General features: G+C 49.7%; 16 protein-coding genes and 1 tRNA gene. 5 read left to right on the top strand and 12 right to left on the bottom strand.

Annotated features, from left to right (window positions below):
• Nucleotides 1-144 precede the first annotated feature (144 nt).
• From GA520_RS14285 to GA520_RS14255, 7 genes are all read right to left on the bottom strand, one after another.
• Nucleotides 145-1,014 carry a selenium metabolism-associated LysR family transcriptional regulator gene (locus GA520_RS14285; RefSeq protein ID WP_304511344.1) on the bottom strand — a complete coding sequence of 290 codons (870 nt, stop codon included), beginning with the start codon at nucleotides 1,012-1,014 and terminating at the stop codon, nucleotides 145-147.
• A 127-nt stretch (nucleotides 1,015-1,141) separates the two neighbouring features.
• A complete protein-coding gene (cysK, locus tag GA520_RS14280) occupies nucleotides 1,142-2,062 on the bottom strand; it encodes a cysteine synthase A (protein ID WP_163338245.1) in 921 nt (306 codons plus the stop codon).
• Nucleotides 2,063-2,085: 23 nt separating this feature from the next.
• Nucleotides 2,086-3,060 carry a serine O-acetyltransferase gene (locus GA520_RS14275; protein ID WP_163338246.1) on the bottom strand — a complete coding sequence of 325 codons (975 nt, stop codon included), beginning with the start codon at nucleotides 3,058-3,060 and terminating at the stop codon, nucleotides 2,086-2,088.
• A gap of 27 nt (nucleotides 3,061-3,087) precedes the next feature.
• Nucleotides 3,088-3,714: a methionine biosynthesis protein MetW gene (gene metW, locus GA520_RS14270; RefSeq protein WP_205749274.1), complete on the bottom strand. Its 627-nt coding sequence runs from the start codon at nucleotides 3,712-3,714 to the stop codon at nucleotides 3,088-3,090.
• On the bottom strand, nucleotides 3,701-4,861 hold the full coding sequence (locus tag GA520_RS14265) for a homoserine O-acetyltransferase (RefSeq protein ID WP_163338247.1): 1,161 nt from the start codon (nucleotides 4,859-4,861) through the stop codon (nucleotides 3,701-3,703). Before GA520_RS14265 ends, metW begins: the two co-directional genes overlap by 14 nt.
• Nucleotides 4,862-4,878: 17 nt before the next feature.
• On the bottom strand, nucleotides 4,879-6,156 hold the full coding sequence (locus tag GA520_RS14260; RefSeq protein ID WP_163338248.1) for an O-acetylhomoserine aminocarboxypropyltransferase/cysteine synthase family protein: 1,278 nt from the start codon (nucleotides 6,154-6,156) through the stop codon (nucleotides 4,879-4,881).
• Nucleotides 6,157-6,205: 49 nt separating this feature from the next.
• Nucleotides 6,206-6,817, bottom strand: coding sequence for a tetratricopeptide repeat protein (locus tag GA520_RS14255; RefSeq protein WP_163338249.1), 612 nt, complete (start codon nucleotides 6,815-6,817; stop codon nucleotides 6,206-6,208).
• A 402-nt stretch (nucleotides 6,818-7,219) separates the two neighbouring features.
• Between GA520_RS14255 and GA520_RS14250 the strand changes: the two genes are divergently transcribed.
• Complete coding sequence (locus GA520_RS14250) at nucleotides 7,220-9,724, top strand: glycogen/starch/alpha-glucan phosphorylase (RefSeq protein WP_163338250.1); 2,505 nt, start codon at nucleotides 7,220-7,222, stop codon at nucleotides 9,722-9,724.
• 167 nt (nucleotides 9,725-9,891) lie between these two features.
• Here GA520_RS14250 and GA520_RS14245 read toward each other — a convergent pair.
• Nucleotides 9,892-9,967, bottom strand: a tRNA-Cys gene (locus GA520_RS14245).
• 66 nt (nucleotides 9,968-10,033) lie between these two features.
• Here GA520_RS14245 and rnc point away from each other — a divergent pair.
• The 3 genes from rnc to GA520_RS14230 are packed head-to-tail and all read left to right on the top strand — an operon-like array spanning nucleotide 10,034 to nucleotide 13,737.
• Complete coding sequence (rnc, locus tag GA520_RS14240; RefSeq protein WP_240910147.1) at nucleotides 10,034-10,747, top strand: ribonuclease III; 714 nt, start codon at nucleotides 10,034-10,036, stop codon at nucleotides 10,745-10,747.
• Nucleotide 10,748: 1 nt separating this feature from the next.
• Complete coding sequence (locus GA520_RS14235; RefSeq protein ID WP_163338252.1) at nucleotides 10,749-11,774, top strand: elongator complex protein 3; 1,026 nt, start codon at nucleotides 10,749-10,751, stop codon at nucleotides 11,772-11,774.
• On the top strand, nucleotides 11,752-13,737 hold the full coding sequence (locus GA520_RS14230; RefSeq protein WP_163338253.1) for an ABC-F family ATP-binding cassette domain-containing protein: 1,986 nt from the start codon (nucleotides 11,752-11,754) through the stop codon (nucleotides 13,735-13,737). Before GA520_RS14235 ends, GA520_RS14230 begins: the two co-directional genes overlap by 23 nt.
• Before the next feature lie 52 nt (nucleotides 13,738-13,789).
• Here the strand turns inward: GA520_RS14230 and GA520_RS14225 are convergent, their stop codons facing one another.
• Nucleotides 13,790-14,509: a PEP-CTERM sorting domain-containing protein gene (locus tag GA520_RS14225; protein ID WP_163338254.1), complete on the bottom strand. Its 720-nt coding sequence runs from the start codon at nucleotides 14,507-14,509 to the stop codon at nucleotides 13,790-13,792.
• Nucleotides 14,510-15,018: 509 nt separating this feature from the next.
• On the opposite strand from GA520_RS14225, the gene GA520_RS14220 reads away from it, so the two are divergent.
• A complete protein-coding gene (locus tag GA520_RS14220) occupies nucleotides 15,019-15,786 on the top strand; it encodes a rubredoxin-like domain-containing protein (RefSeq protein ID WP_163338255.1) in 768 nt (255 codons plus the stop codon).
• A 119-nt stretch (nucleotides 15,787-15,905) separates the two neighbouring features.
• On the opposite strand, the gene GA520_RS14215 is transcribed toward GA520_RS14220, so the two are convergent.
• From GA520_RS14215 to GA520_RS14205, 3 genes are all read right to left on the bottom strand, one after another.
• A complete protein-coding gene (locus GA520_RS14215) occupies nucleotides 15,906-16,940 on the bottom strand; it encodes a TPM domain-containing protein (RefSeq protein WP_163338256.1) in 1,035 nt (344 codons plus the stop codon).
• 29 nt (nucleotides 16,941-16,969) lie between these two features.
• Nucleotides 16,970-18,298: an amino-acid N-acetyltransferase gene (gene argA / locus GA520_RS14210; RefSeq protein WP_163338257.1), complete on the bottom strand. Its 1,329-nt coding sequence runs from the start codon at nucleotides 18,296-18,298 to the stop codon at nucleotides 16,970-16,972.
• A 298-nt stretch (nucleotides 18,299-18,596) separates the two neighbouring features.
• Entirely contained in the window at nucleotides 18,597-19,286 is a 690-nt protein-coding gene (locus GA520_RS14205) for a CBS and ACT domain-containing protein (RefSeq protein ID WP_163338258.1), read from the bottom strand.
• Between the last annotated feature and the right edge of the window lie 263 nt (nucleotides 19,287-19,549).

Genomic DNA, 19,549 nt, shown 5'->3' with positions numbered 1-19,549 from the left:
TTCGGTACAGATATACTATCTCATGAATTTGGAATGATTGCAACCTGAGGAGAAAGAATGACCGGGATTCACCTGGAATAGGAAACAAAACCCCCGCACCATCAGAAAATGCTGCGGGGGGAAATAGAAAAGGTCTTGCCTTTCTTAAATTTCGGCCAGGTTCTTGAGGAAATCGAGAAAGACCTGGTAGTGATGGGGTAATGATCTCTTTTTGGCGATGGCGATATAGAGGTTCCGCTCCATGCTCACACCTTTTACCTCGATTTTCCTGAGGGAGCCATATTTCAGCTCTTCTTTTACGGCGTGCATTGAGATAAACGAAACGCCAAGATCATACTTGACGGCTTCTTTCACCGCTGTGCTGGAACCGAGTGTGGCGGCAATATTCATCCTGTCAAGGCCGATATTTTTCTCACTCAGCAGGACTTCAGTGTTCTTGAGTGTGCCGGACCCGTTTTCCCGCAGTATAAAAGGGTGCTTGAGCAAATCGTTCGGTTTTATGGTGTCCGGAATAGGGTTGTCGGGCGCAGCCACCAGGACCAGCTCATCATCGGCAAAAGGGATATAATTGATCTGGCGTGCCGGGAGTTTGGCACCGACTATTCCGAGCAGCAGGTTATTTTCCTGGATGGCGGTCACAATCTTTGCTGAATCGTCAATCTGCACCTCAAAGGAAATCCGAGGATATTGTTGCTTGAACTTTGAGGCAATGGAAGGCAGCAGGTATGCTCCAGGTATGGTACTTGCCCCAATCACAAGCTCGCCGGTGACTGTTTTACCAGCCATAGCGACCTCATCTTCAAGCTTTTGCAGATCTTCCAGTATGGCCACTGCTTTCGGGTAGAGGATGTTGGCTTCCTTGGTCGGGATGATGGATCTTCCCATTCTGTCGAACAGGGAACAGTCCAGGTAGGACTCAAGGTTCCGGATGTGCTCACTTACTGTTGGCTGACTGGTAAACAGTTGTTCTGCTGCCTTGGTAAAGCTCTTATTCCTGTAAACAGCCGTAAATATTCGTAGGTGCCTGGTTTCGATGGTTACGTCCCCCCATGGATGTAGTGAAATTTCATGAAATCATAATACGAAGTTATAGGAATTACCAGTGTAATTCCAGTACCTGCATAAGATTTCCATATCTTTCCTACTCCTCATTCAACAGGGGGGTCGAGAGGTACCTTTCACCTGTGTCAGGGATGATGAAAACAATGGTTTTACCCGCATTTTTTTCCTCTTTGGCAATCTCGCGTGCAACATGAGCTGCTGCCCCGCTGGAAATTCCGCAGAGAATTCCCTCTGTGCGGGCCAGTTCCCTTGCCGTATTGAAGGCGCTGTCCCCATCGATGGTAACGATTTCATCGACTACCTCAAGGTTGAGGATGTCCGGTATGAACCCTGGGCCAATCCCCTGGATAGGGTGTGGTCCCGGCTTACCTCCGGAAAGTACAGGTGACGCTTCGGGCTCCACGGCAATGGTATACAGATTGGGGTTCAGTTCCTTGAGGCGTTCCGAGCAGCCGGTAATGGTCCCGCCCGTGCCTACACCGGCAACAAATATGTCGATGGTACCCTTGGTGTCCCGCCAAATCTCTTCTGCTGTTGTCTTCCTGTGAATTGTTACACAGGCAGGGTTTGAGAATTGGTTCGGCATAAAACTGTCCTCAATAGACTCTGTTATCCTGCGCGCCTCCTCGATTGCTCCGTTCATTCCTTTTGGTGCCGGGGTGAGGATGAGTTCTGCCCCCAGGTGTTTAAGCAGTTTACGCCTTTCAATGGACATCGATTCCGGCATGGTAAGGATCAAACGAATCTGTTTTGCGGCACAGATAAATGCGAGTCCAAGACCTGTATTGCCACTGGTCGGTTCGACGACAGTCGTTCTTTTTCCAAGAATCCCGTCTTTTTCAGCAGCCTCAATCATGGCGGCTGCAATCCGGCACTTGACACTGCCGAGCGGATTTCTTGATTCCTGTTTTCCGATCAGGGTTGCACCGCATCCGGCGCCAAAATTGTCGAGGGAGATAAGAGGGGTATTGCCTATGGTTTCAAACAATCTGGCAGTCATTGTTTATCCTGTGGTTGAAATTATTACTTAACTGAATTGGAATAGATAAGTTCCGGACGTTTGAGCAATACCCGGGTATCCGGGGCTACGCTCTCTGTGAGCCAGATATTACCGCCGATGATGGAACGGGCACCTATTACTGTGTCCCCGCCAAGAATAGTTGTATTGGAATAGACAATAACATCATCTTCAATGGTCGGGTGTCGTTTGGTGTGCCTCAGTTTTTCGCCGGCATCACGGGGGAGAGAGAGGGCACCGAGGGTGACACCCTGGTATAATCGTACGTTGTTACCGATAATGGTTGTCTCGCCGATAACAACTCCTGTACCGTGATCGATAAAGAGACCCGGTCCGCAGGTAGCACCCGGATGGATGTCGATACCTGTCTGACTGTGGGCATATTCTGTCATGATGCGGGGAATGATCGGTACCTTAAGCAGAAAAAGTTCGTGGGCCAACCGGAAGATTGAAGTTGCCAGGAGGCCGGGATAGCTGAATATCACCTCATCCGGATTTTCTGTGGCCGGGTCTCCGTCCAGGGTCGACCGGATATCTGAAGCAAGGATGGAGGCAACTTCCGGCAATTTTTCGATAAACTTAAATGCTATCTGGTGGCTTTTTTGCTCGCAGTTGGTACACGGCAACCCGTTGCGACGGCAGTCGTGGCGGATGGCCATGGTGATTTGCTCGGAAAGTTTATCGTAGAGGTCAGTTGTCTCCTTGCCAATACAGTACTCGAGGTTTGAGGCATGGAGTTGGGTGGTGGTGAAATACCCGGGGAACAGAATGCGTCGTGTCTGGCAGACGATATCGATAATCTTTTCGTGGGAGGGAATGGAAACCGGACTGATATGATCGTAACATTCTTTTGCCTTCCACGAGTTAAGTAATTTCTTGACCACCATCGGCACCTTGTCATGGTGGGATGTGGAAGAGTGATGGACATGATCGCAGAGGGCCGAAAGTGAGTTCTCTACCGATGAAATTTTAGTTTGCATAATCGTAAGTTATCCGGGAAATGCGGGTTAATCTTTTTTTTCGATAACGAAGATTCCGTATGTCGCCCGCAGATTAGTGAAATTGTGAACAATATTACCACCACTATTAGCACTGTCGGTGTTGATAGCAATCTCCTTGACTATGGTGTAACCGACATCACGGGCGAATTTCTTGAAATCCGATAGGGTGATGACCCTGATATTCGGGGTGTCGTACCAGGAGTATGGGAGCTGGTCGTTCTTGGGGGCAACCCCATTGAGCAGCAGCTGCAGTCGGATAGTGTAGTGGCTGAAATTGGGAAAACTGACGATAACCCTTCTGCCGATACGGGAAAGCGAGTACAAAAGGCGGGCTGGTTCGAAGATCTGTTGCAGGGTCTGGCTGAGTATAACGTAATCGAAACTCTTGTCCGGGTAGTCTTCCACCTCCTCGTTCAGGTCACCCTGAAGTACGGAGAGTCCCCGGGAGATGCAATGGGCAGCCTTATCCTTATCCATCTCAATACCGGTACCGTTAATCTGTTTGTTGGCTGTCAGCCAGGCAAGCAGGTCGCCCCGGCCGCAACCAAGATCGAGCACACGGCTACCGGGGTCAATCCAGTCGGCGATGACCTGCAGGTCGAACCGTATGGCACCTGAATCAATTGATACCATGCAGAAACCCTCCTATCAGGTCGGTTAATCTCTTGTCGGGTATGAGAAAGGCGTCGTGTCCGCAATCGGCTTCTATCTCACAAAAACTTACATCCTGACCGGAGCGTTTCAGAGTCTGCACCAGCTCTTTGGCTTGGTAGGTCGGATAGAGCCAGTCTGAACTATATGAGATAACAAGGAATTTTGATCTTGAATTTTCGAGTTCTCTCACGCATCGGTCTTCTGTAATGCGATCCTTTAAGTCGAAATAATCGGCCGCCTTGGTGATGTACAGCATGGAGTTGGCATCGAAACGCTGGACAAACTTGGTACCCTGGTGGCGCAGGTAACTCTCCACCTGGAAATCAACCCCGAAGTCGTAGGAAAAGTCGTTTTTATCCTGCAGCCTGCGGCCAAATTTACGGCGCATTGCATCATCAGAGAGGTAGGTGACATGGCCAACCATACGTGCTACGGCAAGCCCTAAATCAGGTTTGGAGTCATTATAGTAATTCCCCTGTTGCCAGTTCGGGTCTGCCATTATCGCCTGCCTGGCAATTTCATTAAAGGCAATGGCCAGGGCCGAGTGTCGCATGGTAGTGGCGATGGGTATTGCGGACCGAATCATCTCCGGATAACGAACACACCACTCAAGGACCTGCATCCCCCCCACGGAACCGCCGATGACAGAATGCAGAGATTTTATACCGAGATGGTCGAGTACCATCTTTTGGGCCTCAACCATGTCCCCGATGGTTACCATAGGGAAATCGAGCCCGAAGGGCTTTCCCGTATCTGGATTCGTGGAGCTGGGACCGGTGGTACCCATGCAGCTTCCCAGGATGTTAATACAGATCACGAAATAGTGATTCGTGTCGATCCCTTTGCCCGGACCTATCATGAAATCCCACCAGCCCTGTTTATCCGGCTCGTCTTCATAGTAGCCCGCGGCATGGGCATCGCCGGTGAAGGCATGGGCGATCAGGATGGCGTTATCCTTCGTTTCGTTTAAGGTGCCCCAGGTCTCAAATGCAATCTCTATCGGGCCGAGTTTCGCTCCGCTTTCGAGCACCATCTGCCGGGGGGGGGCAGCAAGTTCTATGATTTGCCGATGGACCACTCCCGCTGAATCGGCGGGAGTGGTTGTGTTATCTGCAGGCTGGCTCATAAATAGAATACAAAATATTAATGTGCGTTTTTTATCGCCTGGTCCAGGTCGGCAACAATATCGTCAATATGTTCAATGCCAATCGACAGCCGGATCAACTCATCCGAAATGCCGCTTGATTCGAGCTGTTCGGGGGAGAGCTGGGAATGGGTTGTCGTTGCTGGATGAATGGCAAGGGATTTGGCATCACCGACATTGGCCACATGACTGAAAATCTGCAGGTTCTCAATAAATTTCTGACCCGCCTCACGACCTCCGCGGATACCGAATGAGACCATGCCGCCAAATCCGTTTTGCAGATATTTAGCAGCAGCCTCATGTCCGGGGGAGCCTTCAAGGCCTGGGTAGTTCACCCAGTCGACATCCGGATGGGCCTGGAGATGCCTGGCCACTGCCAGGCCGTTCTCTGAGTGACGCTCCACCCTGAGCGCCAGGGTCTCGATTCCCTGGAGGAACATCCAGCTGTTGTCGGGGGTGATGCAGGCGCCGAGATTCCGCAAGGGTACCAATCGCATGCGCAGGGCAAAAGCCACGGGGTTCAATTCTCCGAGATCATGAGCATAACGCAGGCCGTGGTAGGAGTCGTCCGGGACGTTGTAGAGACTGAATTTCGGATTGGTCCAGTCAAAGTTTCCGGCATCGATAACAATGCCGCCAAGCCCTGTGCCATGTCCACCCAGCCATTTTGTGAGTGAATGAATAACGATATCCGCACCGTACTCAATGGGGCGAAGCATGCTGGGCGGGGTGAACGTGGAATCGACAATAAACGGTAGTTGCGCCTTTTGAGCAATGGCAGCAACGGCGTCGAGGTCGGTCATGTTAAGTGCCGGGTTGCCGAGTGTTTCGCAGTAGATGGCTCTGGTTTTGTCGTTTATGGCCTTAGCGAAATTTTCCGGATCGGTTGGATCCACAAACCGGACAGTAATGCCAAGTTGGGGCAGGATGGAGTTGAACTGGGCATAGGTGCCGCCGTACAGGTTGTGAGCGGCCACAACTTCATCACCGTGTTCGCAGATATTTATTATTGTATAGAAAATTGCAGATGTGCCGGAAGAGAGTGCAAGAGCGGCTTTGCCACCTTCTAGTTGCGCCATTCGCTGCTCAAGCACGTCCTGTGTGGGATTGCTTATCCGGCTGTAGATATTTCCCAACTCTTTGAGGGCGAAAAGGTTTGCCGCGTGTTCTGTCGAGTTGAATTGATAGGCACTGGTACGATAAACAGGTACGGCGCAGGAGTGACCTTCCTGTTCAGGTGTGTATCCCGCATGAATTGCAAGTGTTTCCAGTTTCATATATGTATCCTTCAATCTGGTTTTGTATCGTCAGGGAGGAGGGTTACTCCTACTGCTGGTCCGCCTGTTGCTTTGCGAAATCTGCTTTTATATGGTCGACGAAATCGCGTATTTTCTCACCATTCTGGCTTCTTGCTTCCGGGTCTATCCTGAGCAGCTCTTCCCAGCTTGCTATGGCTCCTTCAGTATCGGCAAGGTCGTAATATTTAACGATTCCTTCGTTCAAGCGGGAGGGCAGATGACCGGGATCCATCGCCTTGGCCTTTTTATACCACTCAAGTGCTTTTTCAGGCTGCTGGGTGCGCCGATACATTGTTCCAAGGTCGGTGAGCAGGTTGGCATCACCGGAATGGTACTTGAGGGAAGTGGTATAGGCACTAATTGCCTTGTCAAACTGGTCAGAGTCGTAATAGAGATGACCGAGTTGTACCCAGGCCTTGAAATTTTCAGGGTTACCCGTTACTTCTGCTTCAAGGTTTTCTATAGCAGAGGCGTTTTCGGCCGCATGTTGTTCGGTAGTATGTCCATCGGGTGCTGAAGTTGAGCCAGAGTCGAGTTTATATGCAGCGAAACCGATGCCGCAGACAAAGCCGATAATAAAGACGATAAGGTACCCAAGGATTGGAGTACTGCTTTGTTTTTGTTCAATTTTGTTGGCCATGCATGCTCCTGCCTGAGTTGTAGAGATGATTGATGTATTTGTGCACTGTTGATCACATTTTCCTGCAACCTTGAAAATAGTAAGACTTTTTTTAAAAAAGGCTAACCTGAATGATGTGTGGTCAAATAAAATTACCATATACCACACCGTGGTACTATGTGACAATCATTCTCAACGGGATAAGGTGAAAAATGACAGGGTGTACTCTTTTTTTTTTGCACAATACGATATAAAGAAGGTAGATAGTCGTCCAGGGTGCATTACTATTGATATAATCATGAAAAGATGGGAGCCGGAGGATGGCTTCATCACGTTCCGCAGGTACCCGCTTCACTCTATACTATTTGGCAGGCCGGCAGCTCTATTAGTGCTGCCAGGGCGATATTATGCCGGGAGGGCATTATGAAGGTACAGAAGAAAGTTGTTTCGAAAAACGGACTGAAGAAAAAAGGAACTCAGGCAAAAGCTGATAAAAACAGTGAAGTAATAAGAGAAAACATAATCCATCATCTTCTCAGTTTTCAGGGCAGGGATCCGGAACGCTCAGGGCCTCCGGATATCTGCAGGGCCCTTGCCTATACCATGCGCGATATCATGGTGGAAAAATGGATCGCAACCCAGAAGACCTTTTATGCCAAACGAAAGAAGAGGGTCTACTATCTGTCCCTTGAGTTCCTTATCGGGCGTTCGTTGCTCAACTCCATTATCAACCTTGGGCTGGTGGAAGATGTGAAAGGTGCTCTGGCCGAACTTGGTTATGAATTGAGTGAGATCTGCGATAAGGAAGAAGATGCAGGACTTGGTAATGGTGGTCTGGGCAGGTTGGCTGCCTGTTTTATGGATTCAATTGCGACTCTCAAGATTCCGGCGTATGGCTATGGTATCAAATATGAATACGGACTTTTTAATCAGCAGTTGATAGACGGCCATCAGGTGGAGGCACCTGACAACTGGCTGCGGTATGGTTCTCCCTGGGGTTTTGACAGGCGTATGCCGGTTTTTCCTGTTCATTTCTACGGGAATGTTACCACCTACCAGGATGAGTCGGGTAATTATCGGGCCAAATGGGTCAACACCAAGGAGGTGATGGCCATGCCGAGCGATATGTTGATACCGGGTTTCAAGAATGATCACGTTATCAATATGCGCTTATGGACTGCCAGGGCCTCAAGGGAGCTGGATCTCTCCGATTTCAGCAAAGGCGATTATATCGGTGCTGTGGAATCGAAAGTGAGCTCGGAGACGATCTCAAAGGTCCTCTATCCTCCGGATCACAACTATGCCGGTCAGGAGCTGCGGCTCAAACAGCAGTACTTTTTCGTTGCTGCTACATTCCAGGATATCATGCGAAGGTACACCAAAAAACATGATACCTTTGACCTGTTTCCCGACAGGGTAGCCGTGCAGCTCAACGATACCCATCCGGCCATCGCCATACCCGAGCTGATGCGGTTGTTGCTTGATATCGAGGGAATCGGCTGGGAGAAAGCCTGGGATATCACGGTCAAGACCTTTGCCTATACGAATCATACCCTGATGCCCGAGGCGCTGGAGAAATGGAGCGTGGAGCTGATGGGAAAAGTGCTGCCAAGGCATCTGCAGATTATCTACGAGATTAATCACCGGTTCCTCGAAGAACTGGCCGAGAGGTATCCGAATGACATACAGAAACTGGAGAAACTTTCCATCATAGAGGAAAAGCCGGTTAAAAAAGTGCGTATGGCCCATCTTGGCATTATCGGCAGTCATTCTGTTAACGGCGTGGCAGCCCTGCACACTGAGCTCTTGAAGACCCGGATCTTTCAGGATTTCCATGAGTACTATCCGGGAAAATTCAACTCCAAGACCAATGGCATAACTCCTCGTCGGTGGCTGCTCCAGGCCAATCCCGAATTGGCTGATCATATCAGCAGCCATCTCGGCTTTAACTGGATCACCGACCTTGATGAATTACATAAGCTCGAGAAATTTGTCGACGATAAAAAGTTCGTCAAGCGCTGGATCGAAATCAAGAGGGATAACAAGATACAGTTGGCCGATTATATCAGTAAGAGAGTGGGGGTCGAGGTAGATCCCGATTCCATGTTCGATGTGCAGGTAAAAAGGATTCATGAGTATAAAAGGCAATTATTGAATGCCTTGCATCTCATCTACCTGTATAAACGGATGTTAAGAAATCCCGGTGAGGATATTCCACCTCGCACCGCGGTCTTCGCCGGTAAAGCAGCACCTTCCTACTGGCGGGCGAAACTTATTATCAAGCTGATTACCTCGATCGGTGAAGTGGTCAACAATGATCCACGGATCGGTGATCGCCTCAAGGTGGTTTTCCTGCCCAACTATAACGTATCCCAGGCTGAGATTATCATGCCGGCAGCAGATCTCTCCGAGCAGATATCGACAGCGGGAACGGAAGCGTCCGGAACCGGTAATATGAAGTTTTCACTTAATGGTGCACTCACCATCGGTACCCTGGATGGGGCCAATATCGAGATCCGCGAAGAGGTGGGTGAAGAAAATTTCTTCCTCTTTGGTATGACGGCTCAGGAGGCGGAATTTGAACGTCTCAATCCCAGCCGGACACCGCATCAGGTCTGCCAGCAGAACGAGGATATCCGGGAGATTATCGAGTCGATTAGCAGCGGTGCTTTCAGCAGAGGGGATAAACAGCTGTTTAAGCCACTGGTGGATTCCCTTATGGACCAGCACGATCAGTATCTGCTGATGATGGACCTCGAATCGTATATCGAGTGCCAGAACGAGGTCGCCGGACTGTTTAGCGATACCAATCGCTGGCACCGGATGGCTATTCTGAATGTGGCACGGATGGGGAAGTTCTCCACTGACAGGACGATTAAGGAGTATTCTGAAGAAATCTGGGGGATACCGGTGGCAGAGCCAGAATAGGAATCAGGAGGTCTTGAAGCAGGGGAAGGGGGCATACTTGAGGTCGGCCGGGGCTTAGCCCGGAATGCTCATCAGATTGCAGCTTGACCTGCAGTCATATATCAAGTATCTAACCTCCCAAACGAAAAAAAGGGTTTCAGATTACTCTGAAACCCTTTTTGAAATTCTGGAGGCGGCGACCAGAGTCGAACTGGTGAATAATGGTTTTGCAGACCACTGCCTTAGCCACTTGGCTACGCCGCCAAATTGTGAGGGCACTTTATACCACAGTAGATAATTTTGACAAGAGGTAAATAGAAAAAAATGGGTATGGATCTGAATGCGCTCGTCCGGGTTAATAAAGAACGGCTGAGTGAACTGGAAAAAGCAATGAATTATCGCTTTACCGATCTGCGACTGCTGCAAAAAGCCCTGGTACACTCATCCTACGCTTTTGAACAGTCTCAGGCAGGTAAAAACAACGAGCGACTGGAGTTTATCGGTGATGCTGTTCTCGACCTTGTTGTGGGGCACCTTCTTTACCAGAAATACGGCACTATGCGGGAAGGTGAGCTTACCCGGTTGCGGGCCGCGCTGGTAAATGAGACACATCTTGCAATTATGGCACGTCAGCTTGATCTTGGGCATCACTTATGTCTCGGAAAGGGAGAAGACGCCTCCCAGGGGCGTAATAAATCCTCCATACTTTCCTGTGCCTTTGAAGCGGTGATCGGTGCGGTTTTTGAAGATGCGGGGTATGAGGCGGTTGCGGAGATTGTCTCGGCACTTTTTATGCCTGCGATAGAAGAGAAAAAAGAAGAGATGCTGATCGCCGATGCCAAAAGCAGGCTGCAGGAAAAATTGCAGGAGAAGCATAACGAAGGCCCCACCTATCGGCTCGACAAGGAAGAAGGCCCGTCACACCAGAAGATGTTTACTATCTCTGTTCTCTTTCAGGGGGAGGTGCTTGGTTGTGGCGAGGCCCGCTCCAAAAAGGAAGCAGAGCAGCGTGCCGCTTCTGCAGCCCTCAAGCTGTTGCCCTAAGATGGCTGTATCCGGAAACCTTGTCATTCCCATCTTTATTTCCCACAGGGGATGTCCGCATCAGTGTCTGTTTTGTAATCAGTTCTCCATAACGGGTCAGGGTCCTGATCAGGAACACGGCACCCTGTCTATTGCAGAGACGGTTGAAGAATGGCTAGGAGATACTATCCGAAACTCCGTGCAGGTTGCCTTCTACGGAGGATCCTTTACCTGTCTGGAGGATGACGAACAGGTACGGTTATTGATGCAGGTGCAGCCGTATCTGGCTTCCGGACAGATACAGTCCATCCGCCTCTCCACCCGCCCCGATTGTGTGACCAGGGAAAATGCGCATTTATTGTGGAACCTTGGGGTGCGTACAATCGAACTCGGTGTCCAGTCCCTGGATGATTCTGTACTGAACGCTTCAAGAAGAGGGCATAGTGCGGATGATTCTATCCGTGCACTTACCCTGCTGCAGGAGGTGGGATTTGAGACAGGGGTACAGTTGCTGCCGGGACTGCCGGGAGAGACCACCCGCTCTTTTTTGCAGGGAGTGAAAAGGGTGGTTGAACTTCGTCCCGATATGGTACGTATCTATCCCGCAGTTGTGGTACAAAGGTCGCCGCTTGCCGAGATGTTTGATCGTGGTGAATATAAGCCGCTGAGTCTGAACCGGGCGATTGGCCTGACGCGACGTGCCAGGACAATTTTCGAGAAGGCGGGGGTACCGGTAATCCGCATGGGACTGCAGCACTCAGAGACGCTGGAAAAAGAGTTGGTTGCCGGCCCTTATCATCCCGCCTTTGGAGAGCTGGTCGTTTCACGACAATGGTTTGTAGATGTACGGAAGAAGTTACGTGAATTGGTGGATGATGAGCATTTGGATATCCATATTTGTAATCGTGATCAATCAGCGGTTGTCGGCATGAAAAAACAAAATATTCACCGGTTGCAGGCCCTGGGCTTTGCTGACCGGTTTACCTTGATTGCAGAGAAAGACAGAGCACGGGGAGTAGCGCATTATGTTGTCAGTAAATCATCTTGATATCCGGTACGGGGATAAACACCTTTTTAAGGATGTATCGGTTCAGGTTTATGAAGGAAACAAAATAGGCCTGGTTGGTGTCAACGGGGCCGGGAAGTCCACCCTGCTCAAGATCATGGCGGGTGTTGCGGCCACCGATGACGGGGTTGTCAATAAGGCCAAAAGTGTTACTGTCGGCTACCTGCCCCAGGAGTCCAACGAGCTGCTCACCGGCAAGACCCTTTATGAAGAGGCGGAAGGTGCCTTTGCCGGGCTCCTGGAGATGCAGGAGGATGTTCTGGAACTCAACGAAAAACTCGGCACGCTTGATGCCGACTCCGAGGAGTTCCGGCAGGTACTTAAACGCCAGGGCGAGATCCAGCATCAACTGGATAGTAGTGAAATCTATTCCATGCAGGCCAAAATCGAAAAGGTCCTGCTGGGGCTTGGTTTTAAACAGGATGATATGGAGAGGTCGGTTACCGAATTCTCCGGTGGCTGGCTGATGCGTCTCAAACTGGCGAAGATGCTGCTGGAAGCACCGTCGCTTCTGCTCCTTGATGAGCCGACAAACCATCTTGATCTTGAGTCACTTACCTGGCTCGAAGAGTTTTTGCGAACGTACAACGGCGCCATGATGATTGTCTCCCATGACCGGATGTTCCTGGACAGTTCGACCACGGCAACCTGGGAGGTGAGTTTTGGCAGGGTGACCGCCTACAAGGGCAATTATAGTTATTACCTGAAGGAAAAAGAAGAGCGTCGTACCATTGAGCGGGCTGCTTACGATAACCAGCAGGCCCAGATACGGCAGACCATGCGATTTGTCGATCGCTTCAGGGCAAAATCGACCAAGGCAAAACAGGTTCAGAGCAGGCTAAAACAACTCGATAAGTTGGAGCTGATCGAGCTGGCCGACGATGAGATGACCATGAAGTTCTCGTTTCCGCCTGCACCAGCTTCCGGGCGGGATGTATTGCAGGTGGAGGGGCTCTCAAAAAGCTATAATGGCAAACAGGTCTTCAAAGATGTGAACCTGCAACTGCAGCGGGGGGATAAGGTTGCTGTGGTCGGTGTTAACGGTGCCGGTAAATCAACGTTGCTCAAGATCTTGTCCGAAAATATCGAAAAGGACAGCGGTGAGGTTCGGCTCGGTGCCAACGTGGTACTCACCTATTTCGGTCAGCACCAGGCCCAGGAGTTGACGCCGTCACTCTCTGTTCTGGATACCATGGCCCTGGCGGGAGAGGATATGACCATCACCCGCATGCGCTCATTGCTTGGTGCCTTCCTGTTCCGGGGCGAGGAAGTGGAGAAAAAAGTCTCGGTACTCTCCGGTGGCGAGAAAAGCCGCCTGGCCCTGGCCAAAATGATCGCGACGCCTGCCAACCTGATGCTGCTGGATGAGCCCACCAACCACCTCGATATGAGTTCCCAGGAGATTCTGCAGGAAGCCATGGGGCAGTACGAAGGGACTATTGTTGTTGTCTCCCATAACCGCTATTTTGTGGACAGTTTTGTGAACAAGGTGCTGGAGGTGAAAGACGGCCGGGTTTCTGTGTTTGAAGGAAATGTCGCGGAGTACCTGAGAAAGCTGGAAGAGGTTGCCGAGCAGGAGGCCCTGAAAGCTGCCAAGCGCCCGGTGGAACAGGAAGAGAAAACTGCTCAGAAAAGTAGTGATAGTTCGAACCTGAGCCGCAAGGAACAGAAAAAACTCGAAGCGGAAAAACGCCAGGAGCGTTCCCGGCTTGCTGGGCCATGGATAAAAAAGGTCCAGGAGGCTGAAGCGAAGATCGAGGTCTTGGAAGAGGAGAAGGACGAGCTGGAAGCAATTATGGCGGACCCGGAACTCTATTCAGATGAGAAGGCATGGTCGGAGACCAGTAAGAAGTATGATGAGTGCAAGCGACGGCTTGAGCGGTGGTATGGGTGCTGGGAGGAGGCCCAGGAAAAGGTTGAGGCGGTTGATGCTGAGTTGCAATAAAAAAAGGCCGGGATTCAATCCCGGCCTTTTTTATTAACTGCTGATTATACTATTACTTTTTCCGTCGGCGACTTATACCTGCCAAACCGGCTAGGCCTGTGCCAAAGAGAAGCATTGTTGCAGGTTCTGGAACTGGATCGGCAAATAATTGACTCTGATTGTCTACTCTATTTTCATACAGATCATAACTAGTAATATTGACAACCTGAACATTAGTTAGAAAGGTAGCGGTATAAGCATCCCAGTCATTTGTTTGTCCAAGTGTAGTTTCCCAGTTGTCAGTAATCCAGGTAACAATATCATTCTCATCACTAATTTCGTCTTCAAAATACCAGATAGCTTCTTGAACTTTACTGCCAAGGTTGAGTAGACTGAAAGATTTAAATTTGTCAGTTAGGACACTCTTGTCATTTATATAAGTGTTCATCAGCCATTTTGTTGCATTTGAAATGTAATCCTTACCCTCTACTGCTCCGAAGCCACCGTCTGAAGCATAATCTTCAACACTCTCGACGGCATATGTTTTTCCTGGACTAAAGAATTTGCCTACTTCCAGGCAGAAAGTTATATAATCGTAATCTATATTTTCCGTTGAGTTTGTTCCCTTTAATATGAATTCACCACCATTATTGCTGCCATCTCGATTAACTCCTAATGTTAGTGTTATTTCGTCACTGCCAGTAGGTGTAGCATAAAGATTGGTCACAAATAAAGATGATACGAGTAGGCTAGTTGCAACAATATTGAATGTATTAAACTTGATCTTTTTCATTTCCCCTTTCCCCTATTAAATTTAATGCTCCGGGAAGCCCCCACTTCCCGAAGCCCCTCGTTTCTGATTGCAACCCTTGGTGGGTATGGATCGGTGTATCACATCAGAAACGGCCGTACTATTCCAGCGGAAGTTTTTAAGTATTATAAAACTAATGCGAATATGTTCTCTGAACAATAGGTGAAAATACCTAGTTGATACTGGAAGGTTACTGGTTTATGAATAGGATGTGTTGTGTTATCAGAGGCTTTGGCTGTTTAATAATTTTTCACTTTTTGGTTTTTTCTTTCATTTTACTCCCAGTAGTATCCTGCTGAAGGCCTGATAAGTGATTTTTCCATGTTCTGCACTGTGCGAGTTGGTCCCGTGACGGTACTTCTGCTGTTTGAAAATGTTGCGGGGCAGGAAAAATAGTTCTCGGAATTCTCCAACACTGGATGTAGACTTCCTGGGTGAAGAGACTATTTGTTTGATATTCTATTCCTTATTACGACAAGAGGAGAAACGATATGAAAAAATGGAAATGTGCGGTCTGCGGTTATATTCATGAGGGAGATTCCCTGCCGGAAGAATGTCCGCTCTGTAAGGCATCCTCGGATAAGTTTGATGAGGTTGTGGAGGACACCGTATCATCCGATTCATCTACCCGTTACTGGAAGTGCACGGTGTGTGGTTATATACATGAGGGGGCCAGTCCTCCTGACGAGTGTCCTCTATGCAAGGCCTCTTCCGACAAATTTGTGGAGGTGGATGCAGAGGGGAAGGAGATTACCGGGGCAAAACCGGTCTCGAAACCGCTACCACCGAAGAAGGATACTGCGAAAACTGGTGCAAAGAAATCATCGATCATCGCCCGGCTGAATTCAAAATTTCACCTTCACCCCATCTCTGTCCATACCCCGAACGGTGTGTTGCCGCTGGCGGTGCTCCTGCTGGCTGGGGCAATTTTCCTGCGATTGGAGACGTTCGAAAAGGCTGCCTACTATAATATGCTTTTTACCCTGGCGGTTATGCCGGTGGTTATTGGTACAGGTTTTCTGGAGTGGAGGGAGAGGTTTAACAGCACGAAGAGTTTTCTCTTTATAACCAAGATTTTCTGTGCCAGTGTGGTCACCCTGAGTTTAAGTATTCTGGTGCTGTGGCGCTTTGTTAATCCGGGTGTTGCAAGTGCTGAGTCGCCTTACAAATGGATTTATATGGGATTGGCGGTTGTTATGGTAGGGGCGGCAGGTATCGCCGGGCACCTGGGCGGGAAGTTGGTGTTCGGTTCAAGGTAAAGGACCCCTTGATTTGTGTCGATGAACCGGAAGCGGCCGCTATGGAGGCGGTCGCCATGGGGTCAGGCTTAAGCCTGACCCCGAATAGGTCGACCACGAATACCTAAACTGTTTGTTGCCTAACGGGTAGAGACAGGAAAACCATTTTTATCAAATGTCCAGTCAGCAAAGCCGAACATGTACGGATGGTCCGTTGTGCGCATCCGCCACATGTTTTTATGGTTCATCTGCAGGACCCGGCTCATGGTCGCGAAATCGAGCATCCAGCCATTTTCCCCGTGTTGAAAGAAAAAGGGGGAGTGGGCCCTGGCAGAGATGGGGTAGCGGATGATCCCAAAGGTCCCGCTGGTGAAGGTTTCATGGGGCTGTGCTTCTTGAAGTGAGCGGTATTCGTTTTCCTGCTGCGCGTCAGTAACCACCCAGTTGGCGAAGAATGTTCGGGTAGCCGGGGTGAACAGCGGCAACTCAGGGTCCTTGATATGGAGATGCAAGACCTTCAGGTAGTGCTGCAATGTAGCCTCCGGAGTGTCCTGAGGCTGGAAGAGCTCTCGGTATTCTGATTTTTCCTTGTGAACAGGCCCTGTACCTATGTCTGCTTTGATTTTTGCGCCACCCCCACCAGAGAAATATGCGAGATCCGGTAGTTCCTGTTCGGCACTAAAACTTTCCCCCTCCTTGTCCTTTTCAAGTCGTGTGATAAACAGCTCTGTTGCCGCTTCAATTCCGGCAGCTACCTTGCCAGCGCTCAGAAATGGAATCATCTGCCGCCGTTCGATATAGCCCACAAAGATATCGGGGAACACTCCCTCAAGGTCATACCCAACCTCGATACGTACTTGCTTTCCGATCGGGTCCACCAGAAATAACAACCCTTTGGCACCACCTGTTTTTTTCCCGAGATCACCGAAGATCCTGGCTGCCTCCCTGTCAATATCCACCAACTCATGGTCCGAGATGATCAACTTGAAATGGATATCAAGGTCGCGTAACAGTGCCTGGTTAAAACCTACCAGGTGTTGCCGTTCTCTCTGATTGAGCAACTTTTGCTGATCTTCCAGAAAGTCGCTTTCATTATTCTGATAACAACCTGGCAGAATCAGAAGCAGCAGGAGAAGAACAATCCGTAACAGATTCCAAAAATGGAGACGAAACATATCTCTACTCCTGCAACAAAATATACCGATTATTTCCGGGCGAGCGATTTCACCAGCACTTTGGAGTTACGCTGTAGATTATACATTTTCTTCCTGCTGGCAGGCAGCGCCTCAACCTCACTTTCCCTGAATCCCTGGCCAATAAACCAGTGGGCGGTCTGGGTGGTGAGGGTAAAGATATTCTTCATTTTCAGCTCTATACCTTTTTTTACTACATGGTGCAGCAGGGTGGCAGCGCGACCGCTCTTCCTGTACTCAGGGAGGATCGCCATACAGGCGAGTTCACCGCTGTCGGAACCATTAATCGGGTAAAGAGCGGCACAGCCGATAATCATGCTGTCTTTTTCCATGACGATAAAATGGTCGATCTCAGTTTCCAGCAATTCACGCGATCGTTTGACCAGTATCCCTTTTTGTTCAAGAGGTGAGATAAGGTTCAGTATGCCCGCCACATCCTCCACCTCTCCCTTGCGAACAAGCTCGTAGTCGTCACTATAGACCATGGTGCCGGAACCATCGCGGGTAAACAGCTCCTTTAATAATGTGCCATCTTCGGTTGATGATATGATGTGGGCACGGGGTACCCCTTTTTTGCACGCGCCATATCCGGCACGCAGGGAAAAATATGTATTGGTAGGGGCGTGGCGGTCTTCGCCTTCCAGAAACTCTTTACACTGATGGAGAGTGAGGTCACGGTAATGTGTGCCGTTTTTATCATAGATGGGGCCGTCATCGTTAAACAGGATAACTTTATCTGCACCAATCGCGGTTGCCACAGCCGTACCGATTTCGGCAAAGGAGAGGTTGAACACCTCACCGGTTATTGAGTAACCCAGCGGGGAGAGCAGGGCCAGACAGTGCGAGTTGATAATTTCTCGTATAGCTTCTCTGTCGACGGATCGTACCTTGCCGGTCATCTGGTGATCCACGCCGTCCAGAATGCCCCGGGGCATGGCGGTGATGAAATTTCCACCCCTGATCTTGATCTTGGCCCCATACATCGGCGAGTCGGGGAGGCCACTGGAAAAAAGCGCTTCCAGCTGCCACCTTGCTCCACCGATGGCTTTTAGTACATGGGGGAGATGCGCCCGTTCAGTGATTCGGGCACCCTGGTGAAATTGCGAATGGATTCCTGCAGCATTTAACTCCTGCTCGATCTGCAGACGGGCGCCATGCACCACCACCAGGCGGATACCGAGACCAATCAGCACCGCGATATCGCTTATGATGTTATCGAATCCAGGCTGGCCGAAACAGTCGCCGGGGATCATGATCACAAAGGTCTTGCCGCGATGGTCGTGGATATACGGCGTCACATTGCGGAACCATTTCAGGAAATATTCATCGTTTGTATTCACGCGAAAATATGGGTTGAGATTAATAAATCGGAAATTGCTGTAACTGTCTGATCTTATCTGGTTTCAGGTGGCTTTTCAATCGCTATCAGGAAATCCTCAAAGCAAGAGCCGGGGAAGGGGAGAAAGTTTATGGGTGGCTGAGGTAGATGGAGATCTTTTCTGACAGGAGAGGGACACTCTTTTCCCGACAGTTCTGCAGCCCTAATGGCTGCAGAACTGTGACTGGATGGGGTGACGGCATACTGATGAAAAAGTCTGCCTGCCCTTGAACCGGGAAAACTAAGCTGCAATGAGAGCTTTATGCATCAGTGTACTCATCCACAGGAAGATACGGTGTAATATCCTTCACGTAGCTTGTTTTTACATTGTAGCCGCCTTCCCGCAGGGCATTTACCGCCATTAAACCGTCCCTGGAGCCGACCCGGATCACCAACTGGGTGACACCCGGATACTCTTTTTCCGGCCAGCTCAGGATGCTCAGGATGTTGACCTTTGCATCCCGCAGGATGGCGGTAACATCGGCCAGAACCCCCATGGAGTCTTTTACCAGCACGCCGAGACGAACAGCATCATCGCTCATGCCAATTGCTTCAAGCAGGACCCTGTTGACATCCGTTGAGGTGATGATACCCGCCAGTTCATCGTTTTCCATTACGGGCAGTGAGTTAATGTTATGCTGCATCATGATATAAGCGGCCCTCTCGATAGTCGTATCGACAGATACCGTGACAACCGTTTTTATCATGATCATCTGTACAACAACCTTGTCGAGAAGGTAGTTCAATTCGTGGGTGGAAAGAGATGTGGCAGGCGAGGCCCAGGCCTGTTTCAGATCCTTATCGGAGAGTACACCGACAAGTTTGCCCTTTTTATCAACAACAAGAAGGTGGTCGACGTCTTTTGACTCAATGATATTACGGGCCTCAACCAGGCTTGTTTCCGGCAGGACCGTTACCAAGTCCGTTTTCATTATTCTGCCTATATACATGTGGAACCCTCCGGTAGGTATTTTGTTGCTGTACTTGGGTGGCAGACCGCAGGTCTGATCCCGGCAAGCCTCGGACCATATACTTTTATAGTTCTATTTTCCTATATTATAGGTGAAAACATGCAGTTGTCAAAGTAAACGAAGAGGTGCCGAAGGTTTCAGACCCTGGTGACGGGAAAGCCACCGTGTAATGGAGGTTAATTTTGTTAATCGCTAATGGGCAGAGGCCTATGAAAATTTGAAAAATACTTGCCTGAGCCCTG

Origin of the sequence: Desulfopila sp. IMCC35008 (assembly GCF_010646885.2) — a bacterium.
Lineage (GTDB): Bacteria > Desulfobacterota > Desulfobulbia > Desulfobulbales > Desulfocapsaceae > Desulfopila.
The sequence above is the reverse complement of the archived record's forward strand: the minus strand, read 5'-3'. Positions and strand labels throughout refer to the sequence as shown.

What these genes read in the sequence shown, in the direction of transcription:
- GA520_RS14220 (WP_163338255.1), top strand. Translation starts at nt 15,019, where the DNA reads ATGAAAAAATGGAAATGTGCGGTCTGCGGTTATATTCATGAGGGAGAT.
- GA520_RS14225 (WP_163338254.1), bottom strand. Translation starts at nt 14,509, where the DNA reads ATGAAAAAGATCAAGTTTAATACATTCAATATTGTTGCAACTAGCCTA.
- GA520_RS14205 (WP_163338258.1), bottom strand. Translation starts at nt 19,286, where the DNA reads ATGTATATAGGCAGAATAATGAAAACGGACTTGGTAACGGTCCTGCCG.
- GA520_RS14265 (WP_163338247.1), bottom strand. Translation starts at nt 4,861, where the DNA reads ATGAGCCAGCCTGCAGATAACACAACCACTCCCGCCGATTCAGCGGGA.
- GA520_RS14260 (WP_163338248.1), bottom strand. Translation starts at nt 6,156, where the DNA reads ATGAAACTGGAAACACTTGCAATTCATGCGGGATACACACCTGAACAG.
- GA520_RS14255 (WP_163338249.1), bottom strand. Translation starts at nt 6,817, where the DNA reads ATGGCCAACAAAATTGAACAAAAACAAAGCAGTACTCCAATCCTTGGG.
- GA520_RS14215 (WP_163338256.1), bottom strand. Translation starts at nt 16,940, where the DNA reads ATGTTTCGTCTCCATTTTTGGAATCTGTTACGGATTGTTCTTCTCCTG.
- cysK (WP_163338245.1), bottom strand. Translation starts at nt 2,062, where the DNA reads ATGACTGCCAGATTGTTTGAAACCATAGGCAATACCCCTCTTATCTCC.
- GA520_RS14250 (WP_163338250.1), top strand. Translation starts at nt 7,220, where the DNA reads ATGAAGGTACAGAAGAAAGTTGTTTCGAAAAACGGACTGAAGAAAAAA.
- GA520_RS14235 (WP_163338252.1), top strand. Translation starts at nt 10,749, where the DNA reads ATGGCTGTATCCGGAAACCTTGTCATTCCCATCTTTATTTCCCACAGG.
- metW (WP_205749274.1), bottom strand. Translation starts at nt 3,714, where the DNA reads ATGGTATCAATTGATTCAGGTGCCATACGGTTCGACCTGCAGGTCATC.
- rnc (WP_240910147.1), top strand. Translation starts at nt 10,034, where the DNA reads ATGGATCTGAATGCGCTCGTCCGGGTTAATAAAGAACGGCTGAGTGAA.
- GA520_RS14230 (WP_163338253.1), top strand. Translation starts at nt 11,752, where the DNA reads ATGTTGTCAGTAAATCATCTTGATATCCGGTACGGGGATAAACACCTT.
- GA520_RS14275 (WP_163338246.1), bottom strand. Translation starts at nt 3,060, where the DNA reads ATGCAAACTAAAATTTCATCGGTAGAGAACTCACTTTCGGCCCTCTGC.